Origin of the sequence: Serratia plymuthica NBRC 102599 (genome assembly GCF_001590925.1) — a bacterium.
In the GTDB taxonomy this organism is placed as follows: Bacteria; Pseudomonadota; Gammaproteobacteria; order Enterobacterales; family Enterobacteriaceae; genus Serratia; species Serratia plymuthica.
The window spans coordinates 151808-172527 of record NZ_BCTU01000007.1; the positions used below are offsets into that span (position 1 = coordinate 151808).

Consider the following 20720-nt stretch of genomic DNA (forward strand, 5'->3'; position numbering starts at 1 on the left):
AAAGGATGGATGCCTGTTTGTGGTGCGTGGCGGGAAAAAGAAAGGGCCGGTTTTGATGACCGGCCCCTGGGATTAGGCGGTTTGCGTTTCTTCGCGGCTGGCAGCGGCCAGCTCCTCGCCCACCAGTTGCAGTTGATACATCTGGTAGTAACGCCCCTGCTGCGCCAGCAGTTGCTGATGATTGCCCTGCTCGACTGCCTGACCGCGGTGCAACACCAAAATCGAGTCGGCATCGACAATGGTCGACAGACGGTGAGCGATCACCACCAACGTGGTGTGTTCACGGATCAAACGCAGCGCGCGCTGGATCGCCTGCTCGGTTCCGGAGTCAATGTTGGCGGTCGCCTCGTCCAGGATCAGGATCTGCGGCGCCTGCACCAACACTCTGGCCATTGCCAACAGCTGTTTCTGGCCCACCGACAGATTGTTGCCCTGCTCGCCCAGACGGGTATGGATGCCCTGCGGGAAGGTCCGTACCAGCTCAGCCAACTGCACCGTTTCCAGCGCCTGCCAGACCGTCTCTTCGCTGATGTTGCGCCCCAGAGTCACGTTGGCCAGCACCGATTCGGCGATCACCACCGGATCTTGCTGCACCATTGCCACACCCTGGCGCAGCGTGCGGTGCGACAGGTTGGACAGCGGACGGCCGTCAAGGCGCACTTCGCCTTCGTTGACCGGGTAATAACCCATCAGCAAATTAGCCAAGGTGCTCTTGCCGCTGCCGGTATGGCCGACCAGCGCCACGAAACCGCGCGAAGGCACCGACAGCGAAATATGTTGCAGCACCTTTTTATCTTCACGGTAAGCAAAGCTCAGGTTGTCGATGTCGATACGGCCGCTTTCCAGTGGGCGATCGTCCGTCCCGTAACTTTGCTGGCTGCGGTCCATCAACTCGAAAATGCGCTCGCCGGCCACCACCGCCTGTTGCAGGATCGACTGTTGCGACGTCAGTTCGATTAGCGGCTCATTCAGGCGCCCCAGGTAGTTGATAAAAGCATACAGCACCCCGACGCCTATCGACCCTTCGCCGCTGAAACCGAACAGCATCAGCAGGCCGCACAGCACCAGCGCCGAAAACAGGCTGAGCAGCGGCCGCAGCAGAAAACCGTCCAGGCGCAGCGTCTGCATACGCGCGGAATAGTGTGACCGACTGGCTGCGCTCATGCGTTCGCCAAAGCGGATCTGCTGACGGAACTGTTGGATCACGCCCATGCCGTTGATCACTTCATTAAAACCGTCGTTGATGTCCGCCAGATAGCCGCGCATCCGGCGTACGACCGGCGTGCTGTAGTACTGATAAATACCCATCACCACAAATACCGCCGGGAAGATGCAAATCGCCACCAGCGCCATGCGCCAGTCGAGGCTAAACATCGCCACCAGCATGGCACCAATCAACGCGGCACTTTTCAGCACGGTGGAAACCACCATTACGTACAGATCTTTAATCACTTCGGTGTCATTGGTCACCCGGGAGATTAACTGCCCGACCGGTTGCGTATCGAAAGCGCTGAGCGGCTGACGCAGTGCAGCGTCCATCACATCGGTGCGCAGACGTTGAACCACCCCCACCGCGGCCTGATTGAACAGCAGCGCCTGAAAATAGTGCAGCGCCGCCGCCAACAGCTCCAGCAGAATGTAGGCCGCCGCCAGCCCGCAGACGATCATCAACGGCAATTGCCCTTTGGCGACGTAATTATCGATAAAGTAACTGACCAGAATCGGCCCGGCGACTTCCGCCGCGGCCGCTACCCACAGCATCAACACCGCCAGCCCCAGCGGTTTGCGGTAGGGCGAACCATAAGCCAGCAGCCGTTTCAGCGTCGGCCACAGCTTTTGCATTTTATTCATTGGTTAACATCTCCTCGCCGGCTTGCGGAGCTTCATCCAGCGCCGCCTCCAGTTGCTGATAGCGATACATATCGCGATACCAGCCTGGCTGAGTTGCCAGCGACGCATGCTGGCCGCGCTGCGCCACGCCGCCGTGCTGTATCACCAGGATCTCGCTGGCTTCGGTCAACGCCGAAAGCCGGTGCGCGCTGATAATCACCGTACGGTTCTGCCCCCAGCTGCGTAAATTGTGCAGGATCTGATGTTCAGTACGGCCATCCACCGCCGAGAGCGCGTCGTCGAGGATCAGGATCTCCGCATCCAGCAACAAGGCACGTGCAATGGAAATACGCTGTTTCTGCCCACCGGAGAGCATTACGCCGCGCTCGCCCACTTCGGTTTCATAGCCCTGCGGCAGCCGCAAGATATCCTCGTGCACGCTGGCCAGACGAGCTGCGCGTTCAATCTGCTCCTGCGTCGCTCCCGGCTTGCCCAGCGCAATATTGTTGGCAACGCTGTCCGAAAACAGGAACGGCGTCTGGCTGACCACGGACAGCCTCGAGCGCCAATCGTCAAGCTTCACCTGAGTCAGCGGCATCCCCTGATAGCTAATCTGGCCCTCGTCAATGTCAAACTGACGCTGGATCAACGACAGCAGCGTCGACTTCCCGGCACCGGTTGGCCCGCACAGGCCGAGCATCTGCCCCGGCGCCAGTTTCAGCGCCACGTTGTGCAGAGCCGCGTGCGAATTTCCCGGGTAATGGAATGCCCGGATGTCGACCTCCAGGTTGCCGCGCCCGGCCGGCAACAGGCTCTCGCCGTCGGTCACCGCCGGCGCTTCCTCCAGCAGGCTGCGAATACGGCCATACGCCGCGCTGCCGCGCTCCACGATGTTGAACATCCAGGCCAGCGCCAGCATCGGCCAAATCATCAGGCCAAGGTACATCACGAAGCTGGTCAATTGGCCAAGCGTCAGCGAACCGTTGACCACCATCCAACTGCCGCCGCCGATCGCCAGCAAATTGGAAGCGCCGATGGCGATATAAATCGTCGGATCAAAACGGGCGTCTATTCGCGCCACGTGCATATTTTTGGCGCCGGTTTGCGCGGCGACTTCCGCAAACTGGTTGGACTGATGATCTTCCAGGCCGAATGCCTTGATCATACGAATGCTGGTCATGCTTTCCTGAGCCTGATCGTTCAGGCTGGAAAAGGCTGCCTGCGCCGATTTAAAGCGCTGATGCAACTGATCGCCATAATACTTAATCACAATCGCCATGATCGGCATCGGGATCAGCGACAGCAGAGTCAGTTGCCAGCTGATTTGGGTACTCATCACCACCAGCACCGCCAACCCCATCACCAGTGAATCCACCAGCGTCAGCACCCCTTCACCGGCGGCGAAAACCACCCGATCCACATCATTGGTGGCGCGCGCCATCAGATCACCGGTGCGGTGACGCAGATAAAAGGCCGGATTCTGCCTGCTGAGCTGGCGATAAAAATTCTCGCGCAGTTCAACGGCGAGTTGGTAGGAAGCACCAAACAGCAGCACCCGCCACACGTAGCGCAGCAGGTAAACAATCACGGCGGTGCCGAGCATCAGCCCCAGCCAGGCCATCAACACGCCGGCGGACATCTGTTTTTCGGTGATGCCGTCGACAATGATGCCCACCAGCTTGGGCGGCAACAGTTGCAGTATGGCGATGACGATCAGCAGCACCACCGCCCCCAGGTAGCGGCGCCACTCGCGGCGGAAATACCAGCCGATTTGAGCAAATAATCTCACGCAGTTTTATTCCAGGATAATGTAGTCGATTTTACTCTTGCTCTGACTCAGCAGAGTAGAATACCACCGTTACTTTGCCAGTTTGGTGAACATTTCACTCGGGAACCGGCAGCGCGGTGGTGTATTTGATTTTTTCCATCGCGAAGCTGGAAGTGACGTCGATCAACCCCGGCACGCCGTTCACCAGGCGCTTGTAAAAGCTGTCGTAACTCTTCATGTCCGCCACTTCCACCTGCATCAGGTAATCGTACTCTCCCGCCATGCGATAGAACGCCAGCACCTCTGGCATCTGTTGGGTCAGTTGCACGAACTTCTGATACCACTCGCTGCTGTGCTGCTGGGTTTTGATCAGCACAAACGCCGTCAGCCCCAGGCCCAGCTTTTCGTTATCCAGCAGCGCGACGCGCCCACGGATGTAGCCTTCATCTTCCAGCCGCTTCAGCCTTTTCCAGCAGGGCGTCGACGTCAGATTGACCGCGTCGGCCAGCGCCTGCAGCGACTGCGTGCAGTCCTGTTGCAGCATGCACAGTAATTTACGGTCTGTTTTATCTAACATATCGCCAACCAGGAGAAAAATTTTCTCCTATTAGGCGATTAAACAGGGAAAATGGCAATCCTTTTTTCCCAGCGACAGGCTATGCTACGCGGTAAACAAGCCCCCTATTCTGAGGCCAGACGATGACAAATTCTTGGGTAAAATATGCGATCGGTGAAATAGAAGCGGATTTCCAACGCTCCGCCGACACGCACCTGATCCGCCTGAACCTGCCTGAATTTCCCGGTATCTGCCTGTACCTGAAAGATGAAAGCACTCACCCGACCGGCAGCCTGAAGCACCGGTTGGCCCGTTCGCTGTTCCTGTACGGTTTGTGCAACGGTTGGATCACCGAAAACACCACGATTATCGAAGCCTCTTCCGGCAGTACCGCGGTATCCGAGGCCTACTTCGCTCGGCTGATTGGTTTACCGTTTATCGCCGTGATGCCGTCCTGCACCGCGCGCCGCAAAGTTGAGCAAATCGCCTTCTACGGCGGCCGTTGCCACTTTGTCGACCATGCGGCGCAAATTTACGCCGTCTCCGAACAATTGGCGAAAGAGCTGAACGGCCACTATATGGATCAGTTTACCTACGCCGAGCGTGCGACAGACTGGCGCGGTAACAACAACATCGCCGACAGCATCTTCCGCCAGATGGCGCGCGAGCCCTTCCCGGTACCCAAACATATTGTGATGAGCGCCGGTACCGGCGGCACCTCTGCAACTCTGGGGCGCTATATTCGCTATCAAGGGCACGACACGCGCCTGACGGTGGTCGATCCGGAAAACTCGGTGTTCTACGATTGTTTCCACCAGCGCGACCGCACCATTATCGGCAGTTGCGGCAGCCGGATCGAAGGCATTGGCCGCCCACGCGCCGAGCCTTCATTTATTCCGTCGGTAGTCGACGCTATGCTGCGCGTACCGGATGCGGCCAGCGTCGCCACTATCCACTGGCTGGAAAAAGTGTTGGGGCGCAAAGTGGGTGCCTCCACCGGCACCAACGTTTGGGGCGCGCTGCAATTGGCGAAACAAATGCGTGAAAAGACTGAGCAGGGATCGATCGTTACCCTGTTGTGCGACAGCGGCGAACGCTATCTGGACACTTATTACAACCCGGAATGGGTGAACAACAATATTGGTGACCTGACACCCTGGCTGGCGCAACTGGAAGATCTGTAAGCATCGAGAACAAAAAAAGCCGGGTAAGTCATACCCGGCCGGCTGTAAAAGTAAAACCTCATAATTCGGGGGAATAGGTGAGGTAAGGTGAACGCAGCCAATGTTGCAAATAGTGAGCCACCGCCTGCTGTTCGCAGTGGCCGATAACCGGTAGCCGGGGCAGCAGCGACTTCAACTGCGGCAAGGCATTGCCCATCACCACGCCGTGCCCCACCGTCGCCAGCATCTCCTTGTCGTTCATCGCATCGCCAAACGCCATGCAGTCCGCCATCGTTATCCCCAGGTGGCGGCTCAGCATATCCAACGCAGTGCCCTTGTTGCAGCCGAGCGGCAGCACCTCCAGGCATTCGTAAGCGGAAAAACAAAGATCGGCCCTGTCGCCCAGATGCGCCTGCAGTTGCAGCTGCAATGCCAGTAACGCCTCGTGCGGCGCGATAAAACACACTTTACTGTTGCCGAACGCCGGCAGCCGGCGCAGTTCCGCCAGTTGGAAACGAAAACCGCTCAGGTGATGTGCCCTTAGCATCTCGTCCGGTACCGCAAATTCCGTTATCCAGCCTTCATCACGAAAAACGTGCATGCTGGCCTCGGTGCGCCAGTGGGTATGCAGCACCTCTTCGGCAATATCGGCGGGCAAATCGGTGGCGTGCAGTTGCTGCCCCCGATTGTCGTAAACCCGGGTACCGTTGCCGGTAATCAGATAGCCCTGCAGGCCGAGTTGCGCCATGATCGGCTGAGCATCAAGGTAGTGGCGCCCGGTGGCGAAGGTCACGATCATGTCTCGTTCAACCAGTTGCTTCAGCACCGCCAGGGTTTCCGATCCGACCCGGTGATCCGGCGTCAGCAAAGTGCCATCCATATCAAAAGCCGCCAGACGATACATAAAGACCTCGTGAATGTGAACGCGATTACAATCACTGCAGTATGGGATGGTATTTGCGGAAGTAATAGTGAACAATTCTGCAAAACTGTTCCGGATTTCTATCATGCGCCTGACCCACCGTCTCAGCCAATATCAACGCCTGTACCAGCAGATCGGCGGCGCGCCGGTGGCGATCACCATCGGCGAGCTGGCGGCGCTGTTCTATTGCAGCGAACGCCATGCCCGCACGCTGGTGCAGCAGTTGCAGGATCAAGGCTGGCTGAGCTGGCATTCACAGGCCGGGCGCGGCAAACGCGCTCGTCTTCACTGCCTGAAAACCCCGGATGAACTGCGGGCCGCTCATCTGCAAAGATTGTTGCAAAACGGCGATCATCAGGGCGCATTGGAAATGGCGCAGTTGGATCCGCAACATCTGCAAGAGTTGCTCAGCCCACACCTCGGCGGCCAATGGCAGGCGGGCAGCCCGACGCTGCGTATCCCCTACTACCGTACGCTGGAAACCCTGGATCCGCTGACCCTCACCGGCCGTGCCGAGCAACATCTGGTCGCCACACTGCACGCCGGATTGACGCGCTTTATGACCGGCAACCCCGAGCCACAACCGGATCTGGCCCATCACTGGCAAATCAGTGACGACGGGCTGTGCTGGCAGTTTTTTCTGCGCAGCCAGTTGCGCTGGCATAACGGCGAACCGCTGACCGGGCAACAGCTGCTGCAAACGTTGGAGAAATTACTCCAGCATCCGCGCAGCCAGCCAAGCCTGGCCAGCGTTGCCGCCATCAGCCTGCCTCATGCCTTGTGCATCCAGTTTGATCTGCTGCGCCCGGACTTTTGGCTGGCACACCGGCTGGCAGAGTTGCCCTGTCTGCTGACCCACCCGGACTCGCCGGGCATTGGCGCCGGCCCCTTTAAGCTCACGCTAAATGAGCCGCATCTGGTACGCCTGGAGCAGCATCCGTTTTACCATTTGCAGCATCCTTATCTGGAAAGCATTGAGTATTGGATCACCCCGGAACTGCATGCCGGCGGCGCTTACACCAGTTGCCAGCACCCGGTGCGTATTACCATCGGCCCTCAGGAAGAGCTGGCGCTGGCCCGGCCGGTGCAACGCAGCATGAGCCTGGGCTGGTGCTATCTGGCGATTAACCTGAAGCATGGCGTGATCAGTGAAGCACAGGGGCAGAAACTGCTGATGCTAATCCAGCAATCCGGCCTGATGGCCAATCTGCCGGTCCCCAACAGCGTCATCACCCCCAGCCACGAGATGCTGCCTGGCTGGGCGATCCCGCAACATCTGGCCTGCGAGGATATTGCCCTGCCCGCCAGGCTGACGCTGTTGTACCGGCCGCCGGTTGAGCTGGAGACGGTCACGGTGGCGCTGCAACAATTATTGGCGCGCCATGGCTGTGAGCTGGAGGTGCGTTACTATGCGGGCAAACGCTGGCAAAGCGCGGAGCAAATCGAACAGGCCGATCTCCTGCTGGCGGATAACCTGATCGGTGAGTCGCCAGAAGCCACGCTGGAAAGCTGGTTGCGGCAAGATACGCTGTGGCGTGGCATTTTGCCTGACTCACGCTGGCAGCATCAGCAACAAACGTTGCAGCGGATCCAGCAATTTCCCGCGCAGCAACCGCGTTTTGAGCAATTGAAAACTTACTATCAGCAGTTGATGGCAGCGGCGATCATCACCCCGCTGTTTCACTACCAATATCAAATCAGCGCACCACCGCGTATTCATGGCGTTACCCTGACCGCCTATGGCTGGTTTGATTTCTGCCAGGCCTGGCTGCCACCCCCGGTGGAGAATCAACCACAGCCTCCTCAGTGATAAATGGAAGCGGCGGCTACGACATGCAGCCATTTCTGCTACCCTAGTTGCCGCACGCATTTTTTATCCGGTCGCCCGAGGGTGCCTCGGCCCGGTTTCAGCCATAAAATAAGGTGATTTTATGAAACGCGCGGTTGTCGTTTTCAGCGGTGGACAAGATTCCACGACCTGCTTGATTCAGGCATTGCAGCAGTACGATGAAGTGCATTGCATCACGTTCGATTACGGCCAGCGTCACCGCGCCGAAATCGAAGTCGCTCAGGCGCTGTCGGTCGCGCTTGGCGCCAAAGCGCATAAGGTGCTGGACGTAGGGTTACTCAACGAACTGGCTATCAGTAGCCTGACCCGTGACAGCATTCCGGTGCCTGCCTATAACAACGAGCAGGAAGGCGGGCTGCCAAGCACTTTCGTACCGGGCCGTAATATCCTGTTCCTGACGCTGGCCGCTATCTATGCCTACCAGGTGGAAGCCGAAGCCGTGATCACCGGCGTTTGTGAAACCGACTTTTCCGGTTACCCGGATTGCCGCGACGAGTTTGTCAAAGCGCTGAATCACGCAGTGGTGCTCGGTATCGCCCGCGATATTCGCTTCGAAACGCCACTGATGTGGCTGAATAAGGCAGAGACCTGGGCGCTGGCGGATTACTATCAGCAGTTAGATCGGGTACGTCAGGATACCCTGACCTGCTACAACGGTATTCAGGGTGATGGCTGTGGCGAATGCGCAGCCTGCCACCTGCGCGCCAACGGCCTGAAGCACTATCAAATCAACAAAGCCGAAGTGATGGCGAGTCTGAAACAGAAGACTGGCCTGGCCTGAGTGTACCTACCCGAAATAATTCGAGTGGCGTCGAAGCGGCAAGCAAACGCATCCCGATGAGCTTACTCAAGTAAGTGACTCGGGTAGCCAACAAGGGTGCCGCTTGAAGTATGACGGATATAACGGCGGCAAAGATTGCCGCTTGAAGTATGACGGATATAACGGCGGCAAAGATTGCCGCTCGTTGCTTTACCGATTCTCCGGCTGCGTGAGCACCTGCAGATGTTCGCGCAGTTGCCCCTCAATCGGCAATGCCTTCTGGGTTTTCAGATCGACACACACAAAGGTCAGTAGCGCATCCGCAACCAGCGTGCCCGTTGCATCCTGCGTCACCTTCTGGCTTAGCACACCGCTTTTGCCGTTAAGTTGCACCATCTGGCTGTCGATGCGCAGTTTGTCTCCCAACACCGCCGGAGTGCGGTAATTGATATTGATGTTCACCACGATAAAGGCGATGTCGTTTTCCGTCATCCAACGGAAGCCTTCATGATTCTCCAGCCAATCCCAGCGCGCCTCCTCCAGAAACTCCAGATAGCGGGCATTATTAACGTGTTGATAAACATCAAGATGATAACCACGGACTTTAATAAAGGTATGATGCATAGGGAACGGCCGCTCCTGCCTGGTGATTACAGAATAAAGCGGGGACGGCGTACTGCCCCCGCACCCGTTTGGTCAACACGCCAAACTGGTAAGACCTGTAGAATGTAGCAGAGGAAAAAGGCTGCAATGGCACTTTGCCACGCAGCCGTGAACAGCATCACATTTTGAGTCGTGCGCGATTCCTTTCAAACAGTGCAGACCCAATGCCCGGCACTTCCTGGAGTTGTTCTATCTGTGTAAACGGACCGTTCTGCTCGCGATAGCGCACAATGCTCTCCGCTTTCTTCAGCCCTACCCCCTTCAACACACTGGCCAGTTGCTCGGCATCGGCCTGATTGATGCTGACTGAGGCTTCGTCATCGACGGCGACCTCACTTCCCTGCGCCGCCTTAACCGCCGGCGCAGATAATACCGGCGGAGCAGCCGCCGCTTTTTCCACGGCGGCCATCGACGGCCCCGCCAGGCAAATCAGGGCCGCCGTCAACAACGCTTTGACGCTGAAACCATAACCATTAACTGCTTTTATTTCTGCAAGTTGCATGCTGTATCCTCCTTGTGTTTAACAGCATGGCTACCTTGCCGCAGCGGGTGACGAACGGCAATTGGCGGATTTCAGATATGGAAAAGGCCGCGAAAGCGGCCTTTGGTTATTACATTGCGTTGCACAAAAATGCGGGGCTTACTGAGGCTGTTGCTGCTCAGCGGCACCCATTTTGATCTTGGCTTCTTTACGCAGGCTAGCCAGCAGGGAGTCGAAGGACACGCCGGTCGCCCCTTCTTCCATCTTGCCGACGAAGGTTTTCATTTCTTCTGCCGGCAAGGTGCCCGGGTTCACCGCATCAAGCGCAATCAGCACCACGTTGTCCTGGCGATCTTGCGACATGCCGTAAACCGGTTTGCCTTCCTGCGGATGCGGCAGCGCAAACACGCTCTGCACCAGTTGGCTGTCTTCCGGCGCACGCGCCATCTTCTGCACGCTGCCAAAGCTCAGGCCGGCCGCTTTCATCGCTTCGTCGCCCTTGCCCTGTTTCAGTTCAACCAGCAGTTTCTCGCCCTGCAGTTTAGCTTCTTGCTCAGCCTTGTTGCGCTTGACCAGCTCAGCCACACGATCTTTAACCTGGTCGAACGGCTCAATGCCTTCCGGCTTGTGACCAGACACGCGGATCACGAAGGCGCGGTCGCCATCAACGGTGATCACGTCGGAGTTGCTGCCCGGAGAGCCGCCCTCGCCAATCAGTGAACCGTCGAAAATCGACTGGATGACCGGTTTAAAGTTCAGCGCTGCCGGAACGTTGTCGCGGGTGAACCATTCGGTTTGTGCCGCTTTCACGCCGGCGGCCTCTTCGGCTGACGCCAGAGACTCGTTATCGCTGGTGGCCGCTTCGCTCACCTTCTGCTGCAGCGCGTAATAAGCGTCTACCGCTTTCTCTTGCTTGACCTGTTTGGCGATGTCGTCACGCACTTCGCTCAACGGCTTCACTTTCTCCGGTGCGATGTCGTTCAGGCGCACCACCAGATAACCTACGGAGGACTTCACTACGCCGGAAAGCTGGCCTTTTTCGGTCAGATTAGCCTGCTTCAGTTCGTCCGCGGTGGTTTCCGGCTCCAGCCAGCCCAGCTCACCGCCGGTGCGGCGAGAGATGATGTCGGTGGATTTTTCTTTCGCCAGAGTGGCGAAATCGCCGCCTTTTTTCAGCTCATCCAACACCGCATTGGCTTCCGCCTCGGTTTTCAGCTGGATCACGCTGTAATTTTTGCGCTCAGGCTGGCCATAGCTGCTTTTGTGCTGGTCGTAGTAGGCGCTGATATCCGCATCTGCCACCGTCACCTTGTCTTGCATCGAGGCGGCGTCCAGCGGGATATAGCTGACTTTGACCTGTTCCGGCGCAATGAAGCTGTTCTTGTTTTGGCTGTAGTAGTCTTTCAGCTCATCGTCGGTCACGGTCTGTTTAGCCTGCAGCGCTTTCAGATCCAGGGTCGCCAGACGCACGTTGCGCTCCTGCAGCACCAGAGCAGCCATGCCTTGGGACTCGGATGGCAACACGAAGCCTGATTGACCGAAAGCCTGGATCACCTGCTGATTAACCAGTTGCTGGCGCATCGACTGCGCAAAGTTATCGGCGGTGTATCCCATGCGGCTAATCAGATCGAGATACTTGGCATTATCGAACTGGCCGTTGGTCTGGAAGTAAGGCGCCTTGCGGATGGCGTCTTTTACCTGATCGTCGCTGACGCTCAGGCCTAATTTTTTGGCGTATTGATCCAGCAGCATGTTGTCGATCAACTGCGACAGTGCCTGATGGCGCATCTGCTGCATATAGCCTTCGTTGCCCGCCAGCGCGGAGAACTGGTCACCCAGTTGTTGCTGCATCCGGCTGCGTTCGCTTTGGAAAGCCTGTTCCAGCTGAGCACGCTCGATCACCTGGCCATTGACCTTCGCTGCATAATCACCGGCACTCCCCTGATAGCTGACCACCCCTGTCAAAAGAAATGACAAAATGATCAGGCCCAGGATGATTTTGAGCACGACGTGATTAGCTGCCGCGCGTAAATTGTCCATCATAGTGTGACAACACTCCGCTGTGATGTGGATTAAAAACACCCTTGCGCAGGCGCGTTCCCTGCGACAAAAATAAAAAAAGCGCATCAATCTGATGCGCCTTATATCTTACCTTACCAGCACCGTTGCGTCAGGTGATTGTTTATTACAAAACCCTGTAACGCTAACCGGTTAGACGCAAACGATCAGTTTACTGCGTCTTTCAGCGCTTTCCCTGCACGGAAGGCCGGAACTTTGGCTGCCGCGATGCTGATCTCTTTACCTGTTTGCGGGTTGCGGCCAGTACGGGCCGAACGCTCACGCACCGTAAAAGAACCGAAACCAACCAGGGCCACGTCATCCCCTTCCTTCAAGGATTCGGTAACAGAAGCAATTACTGCATCTAAAGCACGTCCAGCTGCCGCTTTGGAAATATCAGCACCTGCGGCAATTTTGTCGATCAGTTGTGACTTATTCACTCTATCATCCCCTCTAGAATTCAATCGTCGCACCGAAAAATCCCTACGGTGGCGACAGCGCAGCTGTTATATCAATCCCATCGAACCTTGGCAAGCCACCGAAAGCGTGGCAAAACGCGGGCCGACAGCTGTCTAACTTAGCGGTACAAAAAAAGACTGGCAAGTCCGAAATGACTTGCCAGCATAAGTTTTATCAATGGTTTTTGCTATTCGTCACTATTTTGCCGCTACCGGCAGCGCGCCGAACGCCGGGTTTTGCAACGCAAGGTTCAAAACTTCATCAATTCGCTGCACCGGATGAATATCCAGATCGGCGATGACATTATCCGGGATCTCTTCCAGATCGCGCTTGTTCTCATACGGGATCAGCACGGTTTTGATACCGCCGCGATGCGCCGCCAGCAGTTTTTCTTTCAGACCGCCAATCGGCAATACCAGGCCACGCAGCGTGATCTCGCCGGTCATCGCCACGTCGGCGCGAACCGGGTTGCCCGTCAGGCAGGAAACCAACGCAGTGCACATGGCAATACCGGCGCTTGGGCCATCTTTCGGCGTTGCACCTTCCGGCACATGCACGTGGATGTCACGCTTCTCGTAAAAATCAGCGTTGATGCCCAGCTTGTCCGCGCGCGCGCGGACCACGGTCAGCGCCGCCTGAATCGATTCCTGCATCACTTCACCCAAAGAACCGGTGTAAGTCAGCTTGCCTTTGCCCGGCACGCAGGCGGTTTCAATGGTCAGCAGATCGCCGCCCACTTCCGTCCATGCCAGACCGGTGACCTGGCCCACGCGGTTTTCGGTGTCCGCACGGCCGTAGTCAACGCGCTGCACGCCCAGGTAATCTTTCAGGTTGTCGCCGTTGATCTCGATATGCTTGATCTTTTTGTCCATCAGCAGCGTTTTCACCGCTTTACGGCACAGCTTGGAGATTTCACGCTCCAGGCTACGCACCCCGGCTTCGCGGGTGTAATAGCGGATAATGCCGGTGATGGCGCTGTCGTCGACCGTCAGCTCACCTTTTTTCAGGGCGTTACGCTCAAGTTGCTTCGGCAACAGGTGCTGCTTGGCGATGTTGAGCTTCTCGTCCTCGGTGTATCCAGACAGGCGGATAACTTCCATACGGTCCAGCAGCGGCGCAGGAATGTTCATCGAGTTCGAGGTAGCAACGAACATCACGTCGGACAGATCGTAATCCACTTCCAGATAATGATCGTTAAACGCCACGTTCTGTTCCGGATCCAGCACCTCAAGCAATGCAGAAGCTGGATCGCCGCGCATGTCGGAAGACATCTTGTCGATCTCGTCCAGCAGGAACAGTGGGTTTTTCACCCCAACCTTGGCCATTTTCTGGATCAGCTTGCCCGGCATCGAACCGATATAGGTACGGCGGTGACCGCGGATTTCCGCTTCGTCACGCACGCCGCCCAGCGCCATACGCACGTACTGGCGGCCGGTCGCTTTGGCGATCGACTGGCCAAGCGAGGTTTTACCCACGCCCGGAGGCCCTACCAGGCACAGGATAGGCCCTTTGATTTTGCTGACGCGGCTCTGTACTGCGAGATACTCAAGAATGCGGTCTTTGACGCGCTCCAGGCCGTAGTGATCGATATCGAGCACTTCCTGCGCCTTGATCAGGTCCTTTTTCACCTTGCTGCGCGCATTCCAGGGTACCTGCAGCATCCAATCGATGTAACCGCGCACCACCGTCGCTTCCGCAGACATCGGTGACATCATTTTCAGCTTTTGCAGCTCCGCTTCGGTTTTTTCACGCGCGTCTTTCGGCATTTTCGCCGCTTCAATCTTGCGCTTCAGCGCTTCGTGCTCGTCCGGCGCGTCGTCCATCTCGCCCAGTTCTTTCTGAATCGCTTTCATTTGGTCATTCAGATAGTACTCGCGCTGGCTTTTTTCCATCTGTTTCTTGACGCGGTTACGGATACGTTTCTCAACCTGCAGCAGGTCGATTTCCGATTCCATCATCGCCATCAGGTATTCCAAACGCTCGGTGATGTCGAACATCTCGAGTACCGACTGCTTGTCGCTGAGTTTCAGCGGCATGTGCGCGGCGATGGTATCCGCCAGGCGTGCAGCGTCGTCGATGCTGTTCAATGACGTCAGCACCTCCGGTGGAATTTTCTTGTTCAGTTTGATGTAGCCTTCAAACTGATTGATTGCCGTGCGCACCAGGACTTCTTGTTCACGTTCGTCGATCGCCGGTGATTCAAGATATTCTGCCTGGGCGGCAAAATGCTCTCCGCTATCGGAAAGCGTAGTAATGCGTGCCCGCTGCAAGCCTTCCACCAGCACTTTTACCGTGCCGTCCGGCAGTTTCAGCATCTGCAAGATAGACGCGACTGTGCCGACAGAGAACAAATCGTTAATGCCAGGTTCATCCGTTGAGGCCTCTTTCTGTGCCACCAGCATGATCTTTTTATCATGATCCATTGCTGCTTCGAGGCACCGAATTGATTTTTCCCGGCCAACAAATAACGGGATCACCATGTGCGGATAAACCACCACGTCGCGCAAAGGCAAGACGGGGATTTCAATGCGTTCGGAACGCTCAGGGTTCATAGAGCTCTCTCTTAGTTTAGTTTCCGCCAGGTTGAGGGGAATCTCATGAGACGCAAGCATCAAACGTTTCATAAAATCTGGTTAATGAGTATATGGGGATGAATCTCTGACATTCAACGGCCAGAACGCAGGAAAAAGAAATGGGGGATAAAATCCCCCATTTTGGTATTAACTTTCTGGTTTGACTGGCTAATTATTCGCCTGAAGCCTGTGCTTCCGGTTTGCCGTAAATCAACAGAGGTTTGGACTGACCGGCGATGACCGATTCGTCGATCACCACTTTATCGACGCTGTCCATTGACGGCAGGTCGTACATGGTGTCCAGCAACGCACCCTCAACGATAGAGCGCAGGCCGCGCGCACCGGTTTTACGCGTCATGGCCTTCTTGGCGATAGCGTTCAGCGCTTCATCACGGAACTCCAGCTCCACACCTTCCAGATTGAACAATGCCTGATACTGTTTGGTCAGGGCATTTTTCGGCTCTTTCAGGATCTGAATCAACGCATCTTCGCTCAGTTCGCTCAGCGTCGCGACGACTGGCAGACGGCCGATGAACTCAGGGATCAGGCCAAACTTGATCAGATCTTCCGGTTCGGCCTGCAGCAGCAGTTCACCTTCGGTCGCTTTCTCGGACTCGCCCTTCACGGTCGCGCCGAAGCCGATACCGGAACCGGTATTGACGCGCTGGCCGATCACTTTATCCAGGCCGGCAAAGGCGCCGCCACAGATAAACAGGATTTTCGAGGTATCAACCTGCAGGAATTCCTGCTGCGGGTGCTTGCGGCCACCCTGCGGCGGAACGGCGGCGATGGTGCCTTCGATCAGTTTCAACAGCGCCTGCTGCACGCCCTCGCCCGACACGTCACGGGTAATGGACGGGTTGTCTGACTTACGGGAAATCTTATCGATTTCATCGATATAGACAATACCGCGCTGCGCTTTTTGCACGTCGTAGTCACACTTCTGCAACAGCTTCTGGATAATATTCTCCACGTCCTCACCCACATAACCGGCTTCGGTCAACGTGGTGGCATCGGCCATGGTGAAAGGCACATCCAGGAAACGCGCCAGCGTTTCCGCCAGCAGGGTTTTACCGCTACCGGTCGGGCCAATCAGCAGAATGTTGCTTTTCCCCAACTCGATACCGTTGCTGCTATCGCCGTTGCGCAGGCGTTTGTAGTGGTTATATACCGCTACCGCGAGCACTTTCTTCGCCTGTTCCTGACCGATGACATAGTCATCCAGGTGGTGACGGATCTCATGCGGCGTCGGCAGCGCGCTACGCTCACGATGCGGGGAAACTTCTTTAATCTCTTCGCGAATAATGTCGTTACACAGGTCAACACATTCATCGCAGATATACACTGACGGACCGGCAATCAGCTTACGCACTTCATGCTGGCTTTTGCCGCAGAAAGAGCAATACAGCAGCTTTCCTGAACCGTCTTTGCGCTTATCTGTCATCAGTAAACCTCTTCTTTAGTCTTTTTCCCGCAGGAAAATCACGGCGGCAGTGCGCCCAAAACTCATACCGGGAACGCCGATAATGCTCACCAGAGCGAGCCGCGCCCACTCTGATTACTATAGTCTATCGGCTCGCACATATACCTCGCCAGCCGCGTGGTTCTAGCTGCGGTGCGTCAGAATGCCGTCAACCAGACCGTATTCTACTGCTTCTTCCGCGGTCATAAAGCGATCGCGCTCGGTATCGCGTTCGATCTGCTCCAGCGTCTGGCCGGTATGTTCCGCCATCAACTCGTTCATGCGAGCCTTCACCTTCAGGATTTCACGCGCATGGATTTCGATATCCGTCGCCTGGCCCTGATAGCCGCCCAGCGGCTGGTGAATCATCACGCGCGAGTTCGGCAGGCAGAAACGCTTGCCCTTCGCACCGGCGGTCAGCAGGAAAGAGCCCATCGAGCACGCCTGGCCCATACAAATGGTGCTGACGTCCGGCTTGATGAACTTCATGGTGTCATAGATTGACATGCCTGCGGTGATCACGCCACCCGGAGAGTTGATGTAGAGGTAAATGTCTTTTTCCGGGCTTTCCGCTTCCAGGAACAGCATCTGCGCCACAATCAGGTTGGCCATGTGATCTTCTACCTGGCCGGTCAGGAAAATAATGCGCTCTTTCAGCAGGCGGGAATAGATGTCGTAAGAACGCTCCCCGCGTGAAGTCTGCTCTACCACCATCGGCACCAGGGCCATGTTAGGTGCAAATTGATCTCGTTCGCCACTGTATGACATTACCGTCTCCTAATAGAAATTGCCTTGGCGGCCAGGGTTACACCCTATTGCACCGATTCTACTTGAGAACGGTCATGATGACTATGCTCAAGCATTCGACCGCGCCACACGTACCCGACGGTTATAATCATCCCGCGCACTCTGGCAAACAGCACATATATATACATTTTACAGATTGGGGCCATTGGCAGCATTTCAAGTCCGGCACAGTATTTTTACCGGCCTGACCGATGCGTCGAGCTAACGGTAATGACCATAATGCCAGACTGCCCCAAGCGCAACAGGGTAAATATAGTGCATATTGGCACGCTTAACCTGAGATTAATCAGCAACGTGGCAAAAAGAAAAGCCCGCAACCGAAGGTTACGGGCTTTTTATCACGCAGGAGCCAGCATGCCGGCCCTGAGGGCGCAACAAGTTGCGCCCCTGCGTACAGACATTACGCCTGTTGAGTCTGATTCATCAGCTCGCTGAAAGTAGTGGCTTTCTCAGTCACTTTCGCTTTCGCCAGCAGAGCTTCAACCGCTTGTTCTTCCAGAGCAACGTTGCGCATATTGTTCATCAGCTCTTTGTTTTTGCTGTAGAACTCAACAACTTCACTTGGATCTTCGTAAGCGGAGGCCATTTCTTCGATCAGGGTCTTGACGCGATCTTCATCAGCTTTCAGATCGTGAGTGCTGATCACTTCGCCCAGCAGCAGGCCAACAACAACGCGACGTTTTGCCTGCTCTTCGAACAGTTCACGTGGCAGTTCCAGCGCTTGCTTCTCGTTGCCGCCGAAACGTTGTGCAGCCTGACGGCGCAGAACGTCAACTTCGCCGTCGATCAGCGCTGCAGGAACGTCAATGTCGTTAGCACTGACCAGGCCGTCGATTGCCTGAGTCTTGATACGGTTACGTACTGCGCCTTTCAGCTCGCGCTCCATGTTTTTACGCACTTCAGCACGCAGGCCTTCAATAGAACCATCAGCCACGCCGAAACGCTTGATGAATTCTTCAGTCAGCTCTGGCAGCTCACGCTCTTCCACTTTCTTCAGAACGATAGCGAATTTAGCCGCTTTGCCCTTCAGGTTTTCAGCGTGATAATCTTCCGGGAAGTTAACGTCGATGGTGAATTCTTCACCGGCTTTATGACCAACCAGACCTTCTTCGAAGCCTGGGATCATGCGGCCCTGGCCCATGGCCAGTACGAAGTCAGAGGCTTTGCCACCTTCGAACTCTTCACCGTCGATAGAACCGGTGAAGTCAACGGTTACGCGGTCTTCAGCCTGCGCTGCGCGATCGCTGTCTTTCCAGGTCGCCTGCTGCTTGCGCAGAGTGTCCAGCATGGTGTCAACGTCAGCATCGTTAACGTCAACCACTGGTTTCTCAACTTCGATCGCATCCAGGCCTTTCAGCTCAACTTCAGGATACACTTCGAATTCAACCGCGAAAGTGAAGTCTTCACCTTCTTTATACTCGCCCGGCACGTAGTTTGGTGCGCCAGCCGGGTTAATTTTTTCTTTGATGATCGCGTCAACAAAGCTGCGTTGCATCGCTTCGCCCAGCACGTCCTGGCGAACGGAGGCGCCATAACGCTGCTCAACGATGTTCATCGGCACATGGCCTTTACGGAAACCGTCGATACGAACGCTTTTCGCTGCTTTGATCAGCTCTTTTTTAACAGCCTGATTAATAGTATCAGCGGGTACAGTAATAGAGAGACGGCGCCCAAGGCCTTGAGTGGTTTCTACAGAAACTTGCATCTTGTTACCTCAAAAAAATCACAGTGCTCGGTCAACTCCGTTCCAAGAACCAGGACGGCTACATTACAGAACCGAATTCCCTGATGACTGAAGCGTCCCGAAACCATTCCGGAAAAATAAGACGCGACATTATAGCGGCGCAAGCGAAGCGAGTCGAGGAAAGCAAGGCGGCACCGGCGCGCTAAAACTCACACTTTTGCCGATTTGATCGCCAAAAGACCGCCGAAACCGACCTGGCCTTAGCTGCATTGCGCATCGGCTGTGTCGTCGTCAAAAACAGAAACGGCCCGCAGGCCGTCCCAAAATTCGTCAGTAGTAATACCCTAATTCGTGGTTAAAGTTCCACTGATACTGCAAATTTACCTGTCAGGCCAACGTACCGGCCCCGCGACAAGGGGGGGAAGCCGGCACAGTATCCTGCAGCCCTTCCCACTCTTTCAGCGTGTAAGTATGTAACGCCAGGGCGTGTACGCCATCGGCCAACTCCTCCGACAGCACGCCGTAAATCGAACGGTGACGCGTCAGGAAACGTTCTCCGACAAAGCGATCGCTGACCAACACCACCTTAAAATGGCTTTCTGAACCCGCCGGAACGTTATGACGATAGCTTTCATCAACGACTTCCAGATACGCGGGCTCAAATGCCGCCCTTAACTTTGCTTCTATTTGCTCGCGAATCATAGGATCTCCTTACTACACCGGCAGAGGACCGTGCCCATCTATTTCAATATTAGCCGGTTTCACCCCTTTTAGACTATTCATCACGTAAATTTCTCTTCGCCGCCCGCCAAAAATCGCCAACATCCGCTATCGCTTGAGGTTTATCTGATTGAGACGGTCAAAAAAGCATGTTTTTATCAACGGCAGGTAAAAATTTGTCACTCCGGTGCGTTCTGCACTTCCCCCGGCCGGCGGCGATGCTATGATGTCGACAATTCGTTGTTGGCTATCCCGCTCTGATTATTACAGAAAGTTTACTCAAACCGGCCTCTCTATCATCAGCAGTTTGAGTCGGCTTAAAATCCATCGAGAATGAGACAGTAACTATGTTAAAAAAACTTTGCCTTCCACTGTTGGCCGCTCTGATGCTGGCCGGTTGTGCTACCAGCAGCAACACCCTGAACGTCACGCCCAAGATCGTACTGCCGCAGCAGGATCCAACGCTGCAGGGCGTAACTGTCAGCATTAACGGTGCAGATCAGCGCCAGGACCAAGCGTTGGCGAAAGTGAATCGCGACGGCCAGCTCGTTACCCTTACGCCATCGCGCGATCTACGCTTCCTGCTGCAGGAAGTGCTGGAGAAACAAATGGGCGCGCGCGGTTACATGATCGGCGCCGATGGCGCGGTTGATCTGCAAATCGTGGTGAACAACCTGTATGCAGACGTCTCCGAAGGCAACCTGCGCTACAACATCACCACCAAGGCCGATATTTCGATCACCGCTCAAGCGAAAAACGGCAACAAGCAGGTGAAAAACTACCGCTCCACTTATAACGTGCAGGGTGCTTTCACTGCGACCAACGAGAAAATCACCAACGCGGTTAACACCGTATTGGGCGACGTTATTGCCGATATGGCGCAAGACACCAGCGTCAACGACTTCATCAAGCAGAACGCGCGTTAATCCGCGAATACTTTGTGCCGCCTGAGCCATCGGGCGGCA

General features: G+C 55.8%; 17 protein-coding genes. 4 read left to right on the top strand and 13 right to left on the bottom strand.

The annotated features are described in order from the left end of the window. Positions 1–72 precede the first annotated feature (72 nt). From SPL01S_RS05430 to SPL01S_RS05440, 3 genes are all read right to left on the bottom strand, one after another. Complete coding sequence (locus SPL01S_RS05430; protein ID WP_062869851.1) at positions 73–1851, bottom strand: SmdB family multidrug efflux ABC transporter permease/ATP-binding protein; 1779 nt, start codon at positions 1849–1851, stop codon at positions 73–75. Beyond that, positions 1844–3619, bottom strand: coding sequence for a SmdA family multidrug ABC transporter permease/ATP-binding protein (locus SPL01S_RS05435; protein ID WP_063198061.1), 1776 nt, complete (start codon positions 3617–3619; stop codon positions 1844–1846). The genes SPL01S_RS05430 and SPL01S_RS05435 overlap by 8 nt, the downstream gene beginning before the upstream one ends. Before the next feature lie 94 nt (positions 3620–3713). Beyond that, complete coding sequence (locus SPL01S_RS05440; RefSeq protein ID WP_004949329.1) at positions 3714–4175, bottom strand: Lrp/AsnC family transcriptional regulator; 462 nt, start codon at positions 4173–4175, stop codon at positions 3714–3716. 122 nt (positions 4176–4297) lie between these two features. Here SPL01S_RS05440 and SPL01S_RS05445 point away from each other — a divergent pair, with 122 nt between their 5' ends. Then, positions 4298–5338 (top strand): PLP-dependent cysteine synthase family protein, encoded by a 1041-nt coding sequence (locus SPL01S_RS05445; protein ID WP_063198064.1) that lies wholly within the window; start codon positions 4298–4300, stop codon positions 5336–5338. A 58-nt stretch (positions 5339–5396) separates the two neighbouring features. Here the strand turns inward: SPL01S_RS05445 and cof are convergent, their stop codons facing one another. Continuing rightward, positions 5397–6221 (bottom strand): HMP-PP phosphatase, encoded by an 825-nt coding sequence (gene cof, locus SPL01S_RS05450; RefSeq protein ID WP_020453710.1) that lies wholly within the window; start codon positions 6219–6221, stop codon positions 5397–5399. Positions 6222–6324: 103 nt separating this feature from the next. Between cof and SPL01S_RS05455 the strand changes: the two genes are divergently transcribed. Further along, on the top strand, positions 6325–8049 hold the full coding sequence (locus SPL01S_RS05455) for an SgrR family transcriptional regulator (protein ID WP_063198242.1): 1725 nt from the start codon (positions 6325–6327) through the stop codon (positions 8047–8049). 121 nt (positions 8050–8170) lie between these two features. After that, a complete protein-coding gene (queC, locus tag SPL01S_RS05460) occupies positions 8171–8869 on the top strand; it encodes a 7-cyano-7-deazaguanine synthase QueC (protein WP_062869849.1) in 699 nt (232 codons plus the stop codon). A 189-nt stretch (positions 8870–9058) separates the two neighbouring features. Here the strand turns inward: queC and SPL01S_RS05465 are convergent, their stop codons facing one another. The 9 genes from SPL01S_RS05465 to bolA all read right to left on the bottom strand — a co-directional run bounded on the left by SPL01S_RS05465 (position 9059) and on the right by bolA (position 19737). Continuing rightward, entirely contained in the window at positions 9059–9472 is a 414-nt protein-coding gene (locus SPL01S_RS05465) for a YbgC/FadM family acyl-CoA thioesterase (protein WP_006323939.1), read from the bottom strand. A 157-nt stretch (positions 9473–9629) separates the two neighbouring features. Next, the gene (locus SPL01S_RS05470; protein ID WP_063198067.1) at positions 9630–10013 is read right to left on the bottom strand and encodes a ComEA family DNA-binding protein; all 384 of its coding nucleotides are present in this window, start codon (positions 10011–10013) and stop codon (positions 9630–9632) included. Between the two features lie 138 nt (positions 10014–10151). Then, positions 10152–12035, bottom strand: a complete 1884-nt coding sequence (gene ppiD / locus SPL01S_RS05475; protein WP_004949311.1) for a peptidylprolyl isomerase — start codon at positions 12033–12035, stop codon at positions 10152–10154. 182 nt (positions 12036–12217) lie between these two features. After that, positions 12218–12490 carry a nucleoid-associated protein HU-beta gene (hupB, locus tag SPL01S_RS05480; protein WP_062869847.1) on the bottom strand — a complete coding sequence of 91 codons (273 nt, stop codon included), beginning with the start codon at positions 12488–12490 and terminating at the stop codon, positions 12218–12220. 216 nt (positions 12491–12706) lie between these two features. Next, positions 12707–15061 (bottom strand): endopeptidase La, encoded by a 2355-nt coding sequence (gene lon, locus SPL01S_RS05485; protein ID WP_063198069.1) that lies wholly within the window; start codon positions 15059–15061, stop codon positions 12707–12709. Between the two features lie 193 nt (positions 15062–15254). After that, positions 15255–16526 (bottom strand): ATP-dependent protease ATP-binding subunit ClpX, encoded by a 1272-nt coding sequence (gene clpX / locus SPL01S_RS05490; RefSeq protein ID WP_004949303.1) that lies wholly within the window; start codon positions 16524–16526, stop codon positions 15255–15257. A gap of 162 nt (positions 16527–16688) precedes the next feature. Then, positions 16689–17312, bottom strand: coding sequence for an ATP-dependent Clp endopeptidase proteolytic subunit ClpP (gene clpP / locus SPL01S_RS05495; RefSeq protein ID WP_004949301.1), 624 nt, complete (start codon positions 17310–17312; stop codon positions 16689–16691). A 439-nt stretch (positions 17313–17751) separates the two neighbouring features. After that, positions 17752–19056, bottom strand: coding sequence for a trigger factor (gene tig / locus SPL01S_RS05500; protein ID WP_062869846.1), 1305 nt, complete (start codon positions 19054–19056; stop codon positions 17752–17754). A 366-nt stretch (positions 19057–19422) separates the two neighbouring features. Continuing rightward, the gene (gene bolA, locus SPL01S_RS05505) at positions 19423–19737 is read right to left on the bottom strand and encodes a transcriptional regulator BolA (RefSeq protein WP_004940361.1); all 315 of its coding nucleotides are present in this window, start codon (positions 19735–19737) and stop codon (positions 19423–19425) included. Positions 19738–20102: 365 nt separating this feature from the next. Between bolA and SPL01S_RS05510 the strand changes: the two genes are divergently transcribed. Next, entirely contained in the window at positions 20103–20681 is a 579-nt protein-coding gene (locus SPL01S_RS05510; RefSeq protein WP_006323933.1) for a lipoprotein, read from the top strand. Positions 20682–20720: the final 39 nt, after the last annotated feature.

Excerpts from the sequence above, each read along its gene's own strand:
- SPL01S_RS05430 (WP_062869851.1), bottom strand. The coding sequence starts at position 1,851 with ATGAATAAAATGCAAAAGCTGTGGCCGACGCTGAAACGGCTGCTGGCT.
- SPL01S_RS05440 (WP_004949329.1), bottom strand. The coding sequence starts at position 4,175 with ATGTTAGATAAAACAGACCGTAAATTACTGTGCATGCTGCAACAGGAC.
- SPL01S_RS05445 (WP_063198064.1), top strand. The coding sequence starts at position 4,298 with ATGACAAATTCTTGGGTAAAATATGCGATCGGTGAAATAGAAGCGGAT.
- cof (WP_020453710.1), bottom strand. The coding sequence starts at position 6,221 with ATGTATCGTCTGGCGGCTTTTGATATGGATGGCACTTTGCTGACGCCG.
- SPL01S_RS05455 (WP_063198242.1), top strand. The coding sequence starts at position 6,325 with ATGCGCCTGACCCACCGTCTCAGCCAATATCAACGCCTGTACCAGCAG.
- queC (WP_062869849.1), top strand. The coding sequence starts at position 8,171 with ATGAAACGCGCGGTTGTCGTTTTCAGCGGTGGACAAGATTCCACGACC.
- SPL01S_RS05465 (WP_006323939.1), bottom strand. The coding sequence starts at position 9,472 with ATGCATCATACCTTTATTAAAGTCCGTGGTTATCATCTTGATGTTTAT.
- SPL01S_RS05470 (WP_063198067.1), bottom strand. The coding sequence starts at position 10,013 with ATGCAACTTGCAGAAATAAAAGCAGTTAATGGTTATGGTTTCAGCGTC.
- ppiD (WP_004949311.1), bottom strand. The coding sequence starts at position 12,035 with ATGATGGACAATTTACGCGCGGCAGCTAATCACGTCGTGCTCAAAATC.
- lon (WP_063198069.1), bottom strand. The coding sequence starts at position 15,061 with ATGAACCCTGAGCGTTCCGAACGCATTGAAATCCCCGTCTTGCCTTTG.
- clpX (WP_004949303.1), bottom strand. The coding sequence starts at position 16,526 with ATGACAGATAAGCGCAAAGACGGTTCAGGAAAGCTGCTGTATTGCTCT.
- clpP (WP_004949301.1), bottom strand. The coding sequence starts at position 17,312 with ATGTCATACAGTGGCGAACGAGATCAATTTGCACCTAACATGGCCCTG.
- tig (WP_062869846.1), bottom strand. The coding sequence starts at position 19,056 with ATGCAAGTTTCTGTAGAAACCACTCAAGGCCTTGGGCGCCGTCTCTCT.
- bolA (WP_004940361.1), bottom strand. The coding sequence starts at position 19,737 with ATGATTCGCGAGCAAATAGAAGCAAAGTTAAGGGCGGCATTTGAGCCC.
- SPL01S_RS05510 (WP_006323933.1), top strand. The coding sequence starts at position 20,103 with ATGTTAAAAAAACTTTGCCTTCCACTGTTGGCCGCTCTGATGCTGGCC.